Source organism: Nocardioides perillae (assembly GCF_013409425.1).
Lineage (GTDB): Bacteria > Actinomycetota > Actinomycetes > Propionibacteriales > Nocardioidaceae > Nocardioides > Nocardioides perillae.
In genome coordinates this window covers 2,772,686-2,785,763 of record NZ_JACCAC010000001.1, presented here as the reverse complement: position 1 = coordinate 2,785,763, position 13,078 = coordinate 2,772,686, and the positions used below count along the sequence as shown (strand labels likewise).

The window sequence follows — 13,078 nt, the reverse complement described above, 5'->3', positions numbered from 1 at the left end:
GGGGGCGTGCGAGGGTGGGCGCATGCGAGTCGGTGTGCTGACCGGAGGGGGCGACTGCCCGGGGCTCAACGCGGTGATCCGGGCGGTGGTGCGCAAGGGCGCCACGGTGCACGGCATGGAGCTCGTCGGCTACCGCGACGGCTGGCGCGGCCCGCTCGAGGGCCACTCCTTCCCCCTCGGGATCGAGGACTGCCGCGGCATCCTCCCGCGCGGCGGCACCATCCTGGGCTCCTCGCGCACCAACCCCTTCGCGATCGACGACGGGGTCGAGCAGATCAAGGACAACCTCGCCCGCGACGGCGTCGACGCGCTGGTCGCGATCGGCGGAGAGGACACCCTCGGCGTCGCGACGAAGCTGGCCGACCTCGGCGTGCACGTCGTGGGCGTGCCCAAGACCATCGACAACGACCTGTCCGGCACCGACTTCACCTTCGGCTTCGACACCGCGGTCAACATCGCGACCGAGGCGATCGACCGCCTCCACACCACCGCCGAGTCGCACCACCGCGTGCTCGTCGTCGAGGTGATGGGCCGCCACGCCGGCTGGATCGCGCTGCACGCCGGCATCGCGGGCGGCGCCAACATCGTGCTCATCCCCGAGCAGCCCTTCGACCTCGACGAGGTCTGCGCGCACGTCGAGGCCCGCTTCCGCAGCCAGTACGCCCCGATCATCGTGGTCTCCGAGGGCGCGGTCCCGAAGGACGGCGACATGGCCCTGCAGTCCGGCGAGGTGGACGCCTTCGGCCACGTGCGCCTCGGCGGCATCGGCGACCGCCTGGCCCAGGCGATCGAGGAGCGCACCGGCAAGGAGGCCCGCTCCGTCGTGCTCGGCCACGTGCAGCGCGGCGGCACCCCCACGGCCTTCGACCGCTGGCTGGCCACGCGCTTCGGCCTCCAGGCCGCAGACGCGGTCGCCGAGGGCGACTTCGGCGTGATGGTCGCGCTGCGCGGCACCGACATCGTGCGTGTACCCCTCGCCGAGGGCACCGGGGAGCTCAAGGTCGTCAGCCCCGCCGAGTACGCCGAGGCGCAGGTCTTCTTCGGCTGACCGCTCGGCGCCTGCCGCGGCCGTCCCGCGCTCAGCCCAGCGCTCAGCCCAGCGCCAGCTCCACGACCAGCGGTCGGTGGTCCGACAGCGGTGCGGCCGGCGCCTCGCTGCCCACCGCCCGCACCGCGCCTCGACCCAGCACGTGGTCGAGCTGCGCGCGCGGCGCGTGCGCCGGGAAGGTCGGGTGCGCCGCGAGGCTCCGCATGCCGGTGAGCCCCTGCGCGCGGGGCGGGCCCATGTTGAGGTCGCCGGTGAGCACCAGCGGCGTGGCGTCGCGCCCGCGCGCGACCCCCTGGTCCCGGTCCGCGTCCAGCGCACCCACGAGGTGGGTGAGCTGCACGCCGTTCCACCAGGGCACGAAGGTCAGGTGGGTCGTCGCCACGGTGAGGGGGCCGTCCGGCGTCGCGACCGTCGCGGCGACGGCCACGCGCGGCTCGTCGCGCACCAGCGTCGGGCGACGGTCGCGCCGGAACCACATCGGGGCGGCGCGCCGCAGCGCGGGCAGCCGCACGACCTGCCAGTGGGTGACGGGCCAGCGCGACAGCAGCGCCACGCCGTACTCCGCCGTGTCGGGCTGGGCCTCACCGGTGGCGGCCACCCAGGCCGACCCGGGCACGCCGTGGAGGGCGGCGACGAAGCGCTGGGCGACCGCGCCCATCGCCTCGCCCGCGACCGCGGTGAGGTCGGCCTGCGCCGAGCGCGGCTGGTTGCGGTCGACCTCCTGCAGCGCGAGCACGTCGGGGGCGAGGTCGCGCACGGCCCGGTCGAGCAGGGCGGGGTCGACGTGGTCGTCAGCCGGGTGGCGGCCGTTGAGGATGTTGAAGGTCACCAGGCGCATCGGGGGACCGGTACCCCGCCGGGCCGTGGCGGCCACGCAGAGCGGGGTACCTGCCCGCCATGAGCGAGGAGGCGCAGCAGCGGCTGCGCGAGGCCCTGAAGACCGTCGCGGTGGTGCTGAAGGAGGGCGACACCCCCTTCGCGCTGGCCGGGAGCTACGGCCTGTGGGCGCGCGGGGCGCCCGAGCCGGTGCACGACGTCGACTTCGTGGTCGCCGAGGAGGACGCCGCACGCGTCGAGCGGCTGCTGGCCGACCACGGCCTCGAGGTGCAGCAGCCGCCCGAGGACTGGCTGTTCAAGGTGTGGCAGGGCGACGCGATGGTCGACGTCCTCTTCCGGGCGCTGCGCGTGCCGGTCACGCGCGAGCAGCTCGCCGACGTCGACTGCCTCGAGGTCGAGTCGGTGCTGATGCCGGTGCTCTCGGCGACCGAGCTGATGGCCCACAAGCTCGGTGCGCTCGAGGAGCACGCCTGCGACCTCGGCAAGGTGCTCCCCGCGGCCCGCGCGGTGCGCGAGCAGGTCGACTGGGAGCGCGTCGCCGAGGAGACGGGCGAGAACCCCTTCGCCGACGCGGCACTGCACCTGCTGCGCCGCCTCGGGGTGGCCCCGGAGCGACCGAACGGGTGAGGTGCGGCCCGGCGACGACGAGGGCATCCTGCGGAGCAGGCCGCGCGGCGGCCTCGCAGCGGGGCGAGCAGAGATGGCGGGATGGGGAGCACAGCGGGCACGGCGGGCACAGCGAGCACGGCGGGCACGGCGGGCGCCGAGGGTCCCGGGAGCGGCGAGGGTGAGCTGAAGCGGGTGATCGGCCCGCGGCTGCTGCTCTTCTTCGTGGTCGGCGACATCATCGGTGCCGGGATCTTCGCCGTCACCGGCGACGTGGCCGCGCAGGTCGGCGGCATCGCGTGGCTGCCCTTCCTGGTGGCCTTCGCCGTGGCCAGCCTGACCGCGCTGTCCTACCTCGAGCTCGTGACGGCGCACCCGCAGGCCGCCGGGGCCGCGCTCTTCGCCCACAAGGCCTTCGGCCTGCACTTCGTGACCTTCCTGGTGGCCTTCGCCGTCGTCTGCTCGGGCATCACGAGCGCCTCGACGTCCTCGACGCTGCTCTCCTCGAACCTGCTGCTCGGGCTCGACGAGGTCGTCGGCGGCGTCCCGACGGGGGAGACCGCGACGCTGGTCACCGCCCTGGTGGTGGTGCTGCTGCTCGCGGCGGTCAACCTCCGCGGCGTCGGGGAGAGCGTGAAGCTCAACGTCGTGCTGACCTCGGGCGGGTCGTCGTCTTCGAGTCGGCGGGCGAGAAGGACCTCTTCCTGGCCACGACGGTGGCCACGACGGTGGCGTTCTTCGCCATGGTGGGCTTCGAGGACTCCGTCAACATGGTCGAGGAGACCCACGACCCGGGCCGGACCTTCCCCCGCGCCCTGCTGACCGGGCTCGGCGCCTGCGCCCTGCTCTACGGCGTGGTCGCGGTGATGGTGGTCGCCGTCATCCCGCCGAGCGACATCGCCGACCCGGTCAACCCCGAGGCCGGCATCCTCCTCGACGTGGTGCGGGTGGGGGCGCCGGGCCTGCCGGTCGACACCGTCTTCCCCTTCCTCACCATCTTCGCCGTCGGCAACACGGCGCTGATCAACATGCTGATGGCCAGCAGGCTCGTCTACGGCCTGGCCAAGCAGGACGTCCTGCCGCGCACGCTGGGACGGGTGCTGCCGGGCCGCCGCTCGCCGTGGGCGGCGGTCGTCTTCACCACCCTCCTCGCCGTCGGCCTCATCAGCGTGGTGAGCACACAGTCGGAGTCCAGCGTGGTGACCGCGCTGGCCGGGACGACCGCCCTGCTCCTGCTCGTCGTCTTCACCGTCGTCAACCTCGCCTGCCTCCGGTTGCGCCGCCGGGGTGCGGAGCGGGTCTTCCGGGCGCCGACCTGGGTGCCGTGGGCGGGAGCGGCGACCAGCGCCTTCCTGGTCGGACCGTGGGCACGCGAGCCCGAGGACTGGGTGCAGTACCGCATCGGCGCGGCGCTCCTCGCGGTGGGCGTGGTGCTGTGGGCCCTCACCTGGGCGGCGAACCGGGGGCTGCGCGCGCAGCGTACGGGCTTCCGCGACGTGGAGCAGCTCGACTCCTGAGCGGGCCGCCCGCAGAGCGTCCACGCACGCTCGCCGAGTCGGCCGGGGCCGCCCACCCGACGTACGCTGGATCGGTGAGCAGCATCCCCTCCCTCGAGTCCCTCCACGCGATCGGCGCCGCGCAGCAGCCGCGGTACCCCGACCGCGCGCGGCTCGACGCCGCCGTCGCGCGCCTGCGCGGGGCGCCGCCGCTGGTCTTCGCGGGTGAGTGCGACGACCTCACCGAGAAGCTGGCCGCCGTCTCGCGCGGCGAGGCGTTCCTGCTGCAGGGCGGCGACTGCGCCGAGACCTTCGACGGCGTCACGGCCGACAACGTCCGCAACAAGCTGCGGGTGCTGCTGCAGATGGCGGTCATCCTCACCTACGCCGGCTCGGTGCCGGTGGTGAAGGTCGGTCGCCTCGCGGGCCAGTACGCCAAGCCGCGCAGCTCCGACGACGAGACCCGGGTCGTCGACGGCGAGTCCGTGACCCTGCCGGCCTACCGCGGCGACGCCGTCAACGGCTTCGACTTCACCCCCGAGTCGCGCATCCCCGACCCGCAGCGGCTCGTCGAGGTCTACCACGCCTCGGCCGCCACCTTGAACCTCGTGCGCGCCTTCGTCACCGGCGGCTACGCCGACCTGCGCCAGGTGCACACCTGGAACACCGACTTCGTCAAGGAGTCGCCGGTCGGCCAGCGCTACGAGGTGATGGCGAGCGAGATCGACCGGGCGCTGTCCTTCATGTCGGCCATCGGGGCCGACCCCGAGGAGCTGCGCCGCGTCGACTTCCACTCCAGCCACGAGGCGCTGCTCATGGAGTACGAGCACGCGATGACGCGCATCGACTCCCGCACGCAGCAGCCCTACAACGTCTCGGGCCACTTCGTGTGGATCGGTGAGCGCACCCGCCAGCTCGACGGCGCGCACGTCGAGTACTTCCGCCACCTGCGCAACCCGATCGGCGTCAAGCTCGGCCCGACCGCCACCGCCGACGACGCGCTGGCCCTCGCCGCCAAGCTGAACCCCGAGAACACCCCGGGCCGCCTCACCTTCATCACCCGCTTCGGTGCCGAGAAGATCCGCGACGGGCTGCCGCGCCTGGTCGAGAAGGTCACGGCCGAGGGCGTCCAGGTCGCCTGGGTCTGCGACCCGATGCACGGCAACACCTTCACGTCCTCGACGGGCTACAAGACCCGCCGCTTCGACGACGTCGTCGGCGAGGTCCAGGGCTTCTTCGACGTCCACCGCGCGCTCGGCACCTGGCCCGGCGGCATCCTGGTCGAGATGACCGGCGACGACGTCACCGAGTGCATCGGCGGCGGCGAGGAGCTCGACGAGCACGGCTTGGCCCACCGCTACGAGTCGGTCGTCGACCCGCGCCTGAACCGCGTGCAGTCGCTCGAGCTGGCCTTCCTCGTCGCGGAGATGCTGCGAGCAGCCGACACCCGTCGTGGCTGAGCGAGCGCCCCGGTAGCGTCCCCCCGGTGCCCGACCTCGTCGACCTCCGCTCCGACACCCTGACCCAGCCCACCGAGGCGATGCGCCGCGCGATGGCGCAGGCGCCGGTCGGCGACGACGTCTACGGCGAGGACCCCACCGTCCGCCTGCTGGAGGAGCGGGTGGCCGAGGCGTTCGGCCACGAGGCAGCGCTCTTCTGCCCGACGGGCTCGATGGCCAACGTGCTGGCCGTGCGCACCGTGGTCGGCGTCGGACAAGAGCTCCTCTGCGAGTCCTCCGCCCACGTGGCGCGCGCCGAGCTCGGCGCCCACGCGGCGTACACCGGGCTGACGATGCGCACCTGGACCGCGCCGCGCGGCCAGCTCGACCTGCCGGCCGTCGAGGCGCTCTTCGCCCCCGACATGGGGCCCTTCTTCGTGCCCACCGCGGCGATCGCGGTGGAGAACACCCACAACTTCGCCGGCGGCGCCGTGCTGCCGCTGGCCGACCTCGAGGCGCTGCGCGGCTTCGCCGACCGCGCCGGGTGCGCGGTGCACCTCGACGGGGCGCGCATCTGGAACGCCCACGTCGCGACCGGCACCTCCCTCGCGGCCTACGGCGCGGTCGCCGACGTGCTCGCCGTGTGCCTGTCGAAGGGGCTCGGTGCCCCGGTCGGCTCGCTCGTCGTCGGCTCGGCCGCCGCCGTGGCGGAGAGCCGGGTGTGGCGCAAGCGCATGGGCGGCGGCATGCGGCAGGTCGGGGTGCTGGCCGCGGCCGGCCTGCACGCGCTCGACCACCACGTCGAGCGGCTCGCCGACGACCACGCCCACGCGCGCCTGCTGGCCGAGGCCGTCGGCGTGGACCCGGCCGGCGTCGACACCAACATCGTGGTCGTCGAGCGCGACAGCGCCGAGTCCGCGGCGGCGTTCGTGCGCGCCGCGGCCGACGCGGGCGTGCGGGTCGCCACGGTCGGGCCGCGCACCGTGCGGCTCGTGACCCACCTCGACGTCGACCGTGCCGACGCGGAGCGGGCCGCGGCGGTGTTCGCCCGGCTCTGACCCGCCCCGGGTTGCGGCCCGGTCGTAGGTTGCGGAGGTGACCACCCGTCGGCGCTGGGCCCTCGTCGCCTTGGTCCTCGCGGTGGTGGTGGGTGTCCCGACGGCGCTGCGCGCGGTCCCGCCGGCCGACAGCGACGTGGCCGCCGCCGACCTGCTGGCCCTGGTGCGCGGCGCGGAGGGCCGGGCGTGGTCGGGCTACGTCGAGACCCAGGGCACGCTGCAGCTGCCGACCTCCGACGACTTCGACGGCGTCGCCGCGCTCTTCGGCGAGCGGACCCGGCTGCGGGCCTGGTGGCGCAGCGACGACGACTGGCGCGTCGACCGGCTGCTGGCCACGGGGGAGAGCGACCTGCGCCACGACGACGGGGTGACCGTCGCCTGGTCCTACGAGCGCAGCGAGGCCGAGCTGTCGCGCGACCCGGCCGTCCGGTTGCCCCGCACGGCCGACCTCGTGCCGCCGGTGCTGGGTGCCCGGGTGCTGCGCGGCATCGGTGCCGACGACGTCTCGCGGGTGCCCAGCCGCCGGGTCGCCGGCACCGCCGCGCCCGGCCTGCGGGTGCGGCCGCCCGCCCCGCAGGCCAGCGTCGACCACGTCGACCTGTGGGCCGACCCGGTGACGGGGGTGCCGCTGCGCGTCGAGGTCCACACCTCGCCCACCGGCCCACCCGACTTCACCTCCGCCTTCGGCGACTTCTCCCGCGAGGTGCCGCCGGCCTCGGTCACCGACTTCTCGCCCACCGCCACCACCGACGTGGAGGTCGAGCAGGTGCTCGACATCGCCGACGCGGCGAACCAGTACGCCCCGTTCCGCCCGCCCGGCGTCGTCGGGGGCCTGCCCCGCTCGTCCGCCTCCGCGGGCGCCGTGGGCGTCTACGGCACCGGCCTGACCCAGCTCGTCGCGATCCCGCTGCGGCCCCAGGAGGCCGAGCCGCTGCGCGCGCAGCTGCGCACGGCCGTCGGCGCGGCCGACGTGCCGGGCCTGCCCGCCGTCCGCCTCGCGGTCGGGCCGCTCGGCGTGCTGGTGACCGGCCAGGACGACGAGGGTGCCTGGCTCGTCGCCGGCACGGTCGACGCGCCGACGCTGGAGCGTGCCGGCCGCGACCTGCTCACGGGCACGCGGGTGGTGGGTCGTCGGTGATCCGCACCCGCGCCCTGGTCAAGCGCTACGGCGCCGTCACCGCCGTCGCCGGCGTCGACCTCGACGTGCGCGAGGGCGACGTCTACGGCTTCCTCGGCGCCAACGGCTCCGGCAAGACCACCACCGTGCGCATGCTGCTGGGCCTCGTGCTCCCGACCTCCGGCGAGGCCGAGGTGCTGGGCGAGCCGGTGCCGCGCGCGGCCCGCTCCGTGCTGCCGCAGGTGGGGGCGGTCGTGGAGGGCCCCGCGGCGTACGCCGCGATGTCGGGCCGCGCCAACCTCGCGCTCTTCGACGCCATGGGCGCCGGCGGACCGCGCCGCACCCGCCGGGCCCGGGTCTCCGAGGCGCTCGAGCGGGTCGGGCTGGGCCACGTCGACGACCGCCCGGTGCGGGCCTACTCCCTCGGCATGCGCCAGCGGCTCGGCCTGGCAGGAGCCCTGGTGCGGCGGCCGCGGCTGCTGGTGCTCGACGAGCCCACCAACGGCCTCGACCCGCAGGGCATCCGCGAGATCCGCGACCTGCTGCTCGACCTCAACCGCGAGGGCACCACCGTCTTCCTCTCCAGCCACCTGCTGGCCGAGGTCGAGCAGCTGGCCACGCGGGTGGGCGTGCTGCACCGGGGACGCCTCGTGCTGCAGGACGCGCTCGACGAGCTGCGGGGCCCGACCGGACGCGTCGAGGTCGGCACCCCCGACGTCGACCTCGCCGCGCGCCTGGTGCGGAGCGCGGGACTCGCCGTCGACCTCGAGGGGCGGGGGCTGCGGGTCGTGAGCGCCGACCCGGCGGGTCTGGTCCGGCTGCTCGTCGACGGCGGCGTCCGGGTGGAGCGGCTGGTCGAGGAGCGACGCACGCTGGAGCAGGTCGTGCTCGCCGCGACGACGTCGGACGCCGCGGTGCCGGCGTGATCGGGGTCGAGCTGCGCAAGCTGGTGCGCAGCCGCCGCACGTGGACGACCATCGCGCTCATCGACGCGCTGCCGGTCGTCGTCGCGGTGCTGCTCGCCGTCACCGACCTCGGCCCCCGCCCCGGCACGGGTCCGGCCTTCCTGTCCGCGGTCCTGACCGACGGCACGCTCTACCCGCTCGCCGCCCTCGGGATCGTGCTGCCGCTCTTCCTGCCGATCGCGGTGGCGCTGGTGGCGGGCGAGTCGATCGCCGGCGAGGCCCAGCAGGGCACGCTGCGCTACGTCCTGGTGCGCCCCGTGGGCCGCGGCCGGTTGCTGCTGGCCAAGCTCGTCGCGTCGATGGCCTTCGTCGTGCTGGCCGTGCTCGTCGTCGCGGGGACCGCCTACCTCCTGGGCACCGCCCTGCTCGGCGACCAGGACCTGACGACGGGGACGACCAGCGTGTCGGGCACGACGCTGTCGACGCCCGAGCTGGTGGGTCGCACCCTCCTGGCGCTGGGCTACGCGATGCTCTGCATGCTCGGGGTGGCGGCGATCGCGCTCTTCGCCTCTACGGTGGCCGACTCCCCGCTCGGCGCGGCCATGGCCACGATGGCCGTCCTCATCGGCTCCACGCTGCTGCTGACGCTCGACGCCGCGGAGGCGCTGCGCCCGTGGCTGCCCACCCGCTACTGGCTGGCCTTCGTCGACCTCTTCCGCGACCCCGTGCTGTGGCGCGACCTGGTGCGCGGCGTGCTGCTGCAGGGCGCCTACGTCGTGGTCTTCCTGGCCGCCGCGTGGGCGAGCTTCGCGACCAAGGACGTCACGGACTGACGCCGGCGCCGGGACCGTCGCAGACCGCGGGGTCCGGCGGCGTCGGGGCCGGGGTGCCGAGGGCGGCCTCGACGGCGGCCGCGACCACCGGGTGCGCGGGCACCTCGGCGTGGCCGAGCACGAGCCCGGGGCACACCGACTGCAGGCTGTAGGACAGCACGCCGGGGCCGGCGAGCCGTCCCGAGTCGGGCGGCACGACGGTGCGGTCGTCCTCGGTCCACACCGCGGTCCAGCGCGGGCCCTCCGCGACGTCGTCGACCGGCAGCCGCCGCAGCAGGTCGGAGTCGGGTGCCAGCTGCCGGCACGCCTCGGGGCAGGCGTCTCCGCCGAGCCCGGCCCCCAGTGCGGCCAGGTCGGTGCCCGCGTGAGGAGAGGCGAGGGTGACGACGCGGCGCGCCTGGGAGGCACCACCCAGCTCCTCCACCCACCAGCGCACGACGACCCCGCCGGCGGAGTAGCCCACCACGTCGACCGACGGGGCGCCGGCGGCCAGCAGCCTGTCGACGACCTCGCCGAGCTCGGCCGCCTGCGCGCGGAGGTCGCCGGTGGGTGCGGAGGGACGCACCACCTGGGTGCGCCGGCCGCCCACCTGCAGGCTCGCGGCGAGTCGCTCGAGACCGCCGGTCGCGCCGCCGTAGCCGGGCACGAGCAGGACCGGTCCCAGGCGGTCCTGGGCGACCGGGTCGACCCGGTCGGCGCGCTGGACGAGCACCACCGCGGTCAGCGCCGCGACGACGAGGACCGCCGCGAGCGCGGCCGCGCCGAGCACGGTGCGGCGCCGGGCCGGGGCGAGGGAGTCGAGCACCCTGCCAGTGTGCCGCGGGCCTCAGCCCCGGTCGCCCACGACCGCCGGGCGGCGACCGACCACGGAGGGGAGCTGGCGCACGGCCTGGGCGAGCTGGCGCAGCTCGAGGCCCAGCAGCGCCTGGGGGCCGTCGCACAGCGCGGTCTCGGGGTCGGGGTGCACGTCGACGATGATCCCGTCGGCGCCGACGGCGATCGCGGCGCGCGCCAGGGGCACGACGAGGTCCTTGCGCCCGGCGGCGTGCGAGGGGTCGACGATCACCGGCAGGTGGCTCGTGGCCTGCACGACCGGCACGGCCGCGATGTCGAGGGTGTTGCGCGTCGACGGTTCGAAGGTGCGGATGCCGCGCTCGCACAGCACCACGTCGAGGTTGCCGCGCTGCGCGATGTACTCGGCGGCCATCAGCCACTCCTCCGTGGTGGCCGTCATGCCGCGCTTGAGCAGCACGGGCCTGCCCGCCTCGCCGACGGCCTGCAGCAGGCCCGAGTTGGCCATGTTGCGGGTGCCGCCTGCAGCATGTCGGCGTGCTCGGCGACGACGTCGACGTCGCGGGCGTCGACCACCTCGGTCACCACGGGCAGGCCGGTGGCCTCGCCCACGGCGGCGAGGATCCGGAGCCCCTCGACGCCGAGGCCCTGGAAGGCGTACGGCGAGGTGCGCGGCTTGAAGGCACCGCCGCGCAGCAGCGTCGCCCCGGCCGAGCGCGCCATGCGGGCGGCCTCCAGGGTCTGCTCGGCGGTCTCCACCGCGCAGGGCCCCGCGATGAAGGTGAACGTGTCAGGGCCGATCGGCACCTGCGCGCCCTCGCGACCCACCCACACGGTCGAGCGCTCGGCGTGGTGCTGGCGGCTGACCAGCTTGTAGGGGTCGGAGATGCGGTGCACGTCGGCGACGCCGCGCAGCGTGCGCAGGTTGAGGTGGTGGAAGGACTCCAGGTCGCCGACCAGGCCGATGATCGTGCGCTCGACGCCCTTGCTGACGAAGGCCTCGCCGCCGACGGCCTCGACGCGGGCGACGACGTGCGCGACGTCCTCGTCGGTGGCGTCCGGTGCCATGACCACGACCATGGCGGCACGCTAGTGGCGCACCCGTGCGGGTGGGGTCACACGACCAGGTGCTGGACCTCGCCCTCGACCTTGCGGCGCGGCAGCGCCTCGACCAGCAGCATCGCGGCGAGCACCAGCGCGCCGCCCAGCAGCATCCGCCCCGTGAGGACCTCGGCGGTGAAGGTCACCGCGAAGAAGGCCGCGAAGACGGGCTCGTTGCTCATGACGATCGCGCTGCGGGTCGGGGAGAGGCGTGCCTGCGCCCAGGTCTGCGCGAGCAGGGCCAGGGCGCCCGCGACGAGCGCCATGTAGACCACCGAGACCCAGTCGCGGGTGGTCGGCGGCAGCACCAGCCCGTCGGGCGAGGTCGCCACCAGGCAGACCGCGGCGATGACCAGCACCTGCAGCACCGAGCAGCCGAGGGCCTCGCCGGGGCGCGACCAGGCGCCGAGCGCGACGATGTGCAGGGCGTAGAGACCGGCAGAGACCAGCGTGATCGCCTCGCCGTAGCCGATCGCGAGGCCCTCGAGGGTCAGGACGCCCAGCCCGACGGTGGCCACGGCGACGGCCAGCCACGTCGCCCCGGTGATCCGGGTGCGCAGCAGCAGCGCGGCGAGGACGGGCGTCAGCACGACGTAGGTGCCGGTGACGAAGCCGCTCACGCTCGCCGCGGTGTGGGCCAGCCCCGCGGTCTGCAGGATCTGCGCCGCGCCGTAGACCAGGCCGAGCACGACCGCCCGGCGTCGCGTCTCGGGCGAGAGTCGCCGCAGGGCGCCGGGTGCCACGAGCACCATGGCCGCGCCGGCCACGGCGAAGCGCACCGCGAGGAAGTCGAGGGTCGGCACCCGGTCGAGCAGGTCGGCGATCAGCGGGAAGGTCGAGCCCCAGGCCGCGGTCATCGCGAGGAGCGCGCCCGTCGCGAGCAGCGTCGTGCGCCGGTCGGTGGCGGTGTGCGGGGACGGAGCGTGCGGGCCGCTCACGCGGCCGCCTCGTCGCGCAGCCGCTTCAGCAACGGGATGTCCGGGTCGTCGGCGTCGCGGGAGCCGGGCGTCTCCAGCACCAGCGGCACGCCGGCGGTGGCGGGGTGGGCCAGGAGCTCGCGGAAGGCGTCCGTGCCGATGCGGCCCTGCCCGATCTTCTCGTGGCGGTCGCGGAAGGAGCCGCGCACGTCGAGCGAGTCGTTGGCGTGCACCAGGCGGAGCCGACCGGGGCCGCCCACCTCGACGACCCGGTCGAGGGTGGCGGTGGCGCCTCCCGGCTCGTCGAGCGGCGCCCCGGCGGCGAAGACGTGGCAGGTGTCGAGGCAGATCCCGGCGCGCGGGTGGTGGTCGAGCGCCTCGAGGTAGGCCGCGAGGTCGTCGACCCCCGCGCACAGGGAGCGGCCCTGGCCGGCCGTCGGCTCGAGCAGCAGCCAGGGGGCGTCGTCACCGGCGGCCCCGAGGTCGTCGAGCAGCGGCAGCAGCGCCTCGCGCACCTGCCGCAGCGCCGCGTCGTGACGGGCCTGTCCCGCCGCGTCGTCCTCCGCCGGCGCGACGTAGGAGCCGGTGTGCACCACGACCCCCTCGGCGCCGATCTCGGCGGCTCGCCGCAGGTTGTGGGCGACCACCGCGACCGAGCGCTCGTAGGTCGCGGGCGTGGGGGAGCCGAGGTTGACGAGGTAGGGGGTGTGGACGAAGGCGCGCATGCCCCCGCGCGCCTCCAGGCCGGCGCGGAAGGCACGGTCCTCGGCCGGCTTGCCGGGCGAGCAGGCCCAGCCGCGGGGGTTGCCGACGAAGACCTGGAGCGTCTCGCAGCCCGCGGCGTCGGCGGCGAGGAGCGCGCCGGACGCGAGGCCCTTGCCCACCGTCACGTGGGTGCCGACGGGGTTGCGGCGGGCGGGGTCGAGCAC

Annotated in this window: 15 protein-coding genes; 9 read left to right on the top strand and 6 right to left on the bottom strand. The window is 75.3% G+C overall.

The window, feature by feature from the left end; genetic code table 11:
• The first annotated feature begins 22 nt into the window (after window positions 1-22).
• On the top strand, window positions 23-1,048 hold the full coding sequence (locus tag BJ989_RS12965; protein ID WP_179518549.1) for a 6-phosphofructokinase: 1,026 nt from the start codon (window positions 23-25) through the stop codon (window positions 1,046-1,048).
• A gap of 43 nt (window positions 1,049-1,091) precedes the next feature.
• On the opposite strand, the gene BJ989_RS12960 is transcribed toward BJ989_RS12965, so the two are convergent.
• Window positions 1,092-1,886: an endonuclease/exonuclease/phosphatase family protein gene (locus BJ989_RS12960; RefSeq protein WP_179518548.1), complete on the bottom strand. Its 795-nt coding sequence runs from the start codon at window positions 1,884-1,886 to the stop codon at window positions 1,092-1,094.
• Between the two features lie 59 nt (window positions 1,887-1,945).
• Between BJ989_RS12960 and BJ989_RS12955 the strand changes: the two genes are divergently transcribed.
• The 8 genes from BJ989_RS12955 (at window position 1,946) to BJ989_RS12925 (ending at window position 9,339) form a co-directional block, all read left to right on the top strand.
• Window positions 1,946-2,512 carry a nucleotidyltransferase domain-containing protein gene (locus BJ989_RS12955; RefSeq protein ID WP_179518547.1) on the top strand — a complete coding sequence of 189 codons (567 nt, stop codon included), beginning with the start codon at window positions 1,946-1,948 and terminating at the stop codon, window positions 2,510-2,512.
• Between the two features lie 81 nt (window positions 2,513-2,593).
• Window positions 2,594-3,313 (top strand): amino acid permease, encoded by a 720-nt coding sequence (locus BJ989_RS18360; protein ID WP_281363174.1) that lies wholly within the window; start codon window positions 2,594-2,596, stop codon window positions 3,311-3,313.
• On the top strand, window positions 3,220-4,008 hold the full coding sequence (locus tag BJ989_RS18355) for an APC family permease (protein ID WP_343049351.1): 789 nt from the start codon (window positions 3,220-3,222) through the stop codon (window positions 4,006-4,008). Before BJ989_RS18360 ends, BJ989_RS18355 begins: the two co-directional genes overlap by 94 nt.
• A gap of 74 nt (window positions 4,009-4,082) precedes the next feature.
• Window positions 4,083-5,447, top strand: a complete 1,365-nt coding sequence (locus BJ989_RS12945; protein ID WP_179518546.1) for a class II 3-deoxy-7-phosphoheptulonate synthase — start codon at window positions 4,083-4,085, stop codon at window positions 5,445-5,447.
• A 26-nt stretch (window positions 5,448-5,473) separates the two neighbouring features.
• A complete protein-coding gene (locus tag BJ989_RS12940; protein ID WP_343049350.1) occupies window positions 5,474-6,484 on the top strand; it encodes a threonine aldolase family protein in 1,011 nt (336 codons plus the stop codon).
• 37 nt (window positions 6,485-6,521) lie between these two features.
• The gene (locus tag BJ989_RS12935) at window positions 6,522-7,622 is read left to right on the top strand and encodes a LolA-like protein (protein WP_179518545.1); all 1,101 of its coding nucleotides are present in this window, start codon (window positions 6,522-6,524) and stop codon (window positions 7,620-7,622) included.
• Complete coding sequence (locus BJ989_RS12930; RefSeq protein ID WP_179518544.1) at window positions 7,619-8,527, top strand: ATP-binding cassette domain-containing protein; 909 nt, start codon at window positions 7,619-7,621, stop codon at window positions 8,525-8,527. Before BJ989_RS12935 ends, BJ989_RS12930 begins: the two co-directional genes overlap by 4 nt.
• A complete protein-coding gene (locus tag BJ989_RS12925) occupies window positions 8,524-9,339 on the top strand; it encodes an ABC transporter permease (protein WP_179518543.1) in 816 nt (271 codons plus the stop codon). Before BJ989_RS12930 ends, BJ989_RS12925 begins: the two co-directional genes overlap by 4 nt.
• On the opposite strand, the gene BJ989_RS12920 is transcribed toward BJ989_RS12925, so the two are convergent.
• From BJ989_RS12920 to BJ989_RS12905, 5 genes are read right to left on the bottom strand one after another with little or no spacing between them, the layout of a single operon-like run.
• On the bottom strand, window positions 9,329-10,144 hold the full coding sequence (locus tag BJ989_RS12920) for an esterase/lipase family protein (protein WP_179518542.1): 816 nt from the start codon (window positions 10,142-10,144) through the stop codon (window positions 9,329-9,331). The two genes, BJ989_RS12925 and BJ989_RS12920, sit on opposite strands and share 11 nt — an antisense overlap.
• A gap of 21 nt (window positions 10,145-10,165) precedes the next feature.
• Window positions 10,166-10,591: a hypothetical protein gene (locus BJ989_RS18350; protein ID WP_343049349.1), complete on the bottom strand. Its 426-nt coding sequence runs from the start codon at window positions 10,589-10,591 to the stop codon at window positions 10,166-10,168.
• A complete protein-coding gene (locus BJ989_RS18345; RefSeq protein WP_281363172.1) occupies window positions 10,570-11,211 on the bottom strand; it encodes a hypothetical protein in 642 nt (213 codons plus the stop codon). The genes BJ989_RS18350 and BJ989_RS18345 overlap by 22 nt, the downstream gene beginning before the upstream one ends.
• A 35-nt stretch (window positions 11,212-11,246) precedes the next feature.
• A complete protein-coding gene (locus BJ989_RS12910; protein WP_343049348.1) occupies window positions 11,247-12,170 on the bottom strand; it encodes a DMT family transporter in 924 nt (307 codons plus the stop codon).
• Entirely contained in the window at window positions 12,167-13,078 is a 912-nt protein-coding gene (locus tag BJ989_RS12905; protein ID WP_179518541.1) for a deoxyribonuclease IV, read from the bottom strand. Before BJ989_RS12905 ends, BJ989_RS12910 begins: the two co-directional genes overlap by 4 nt.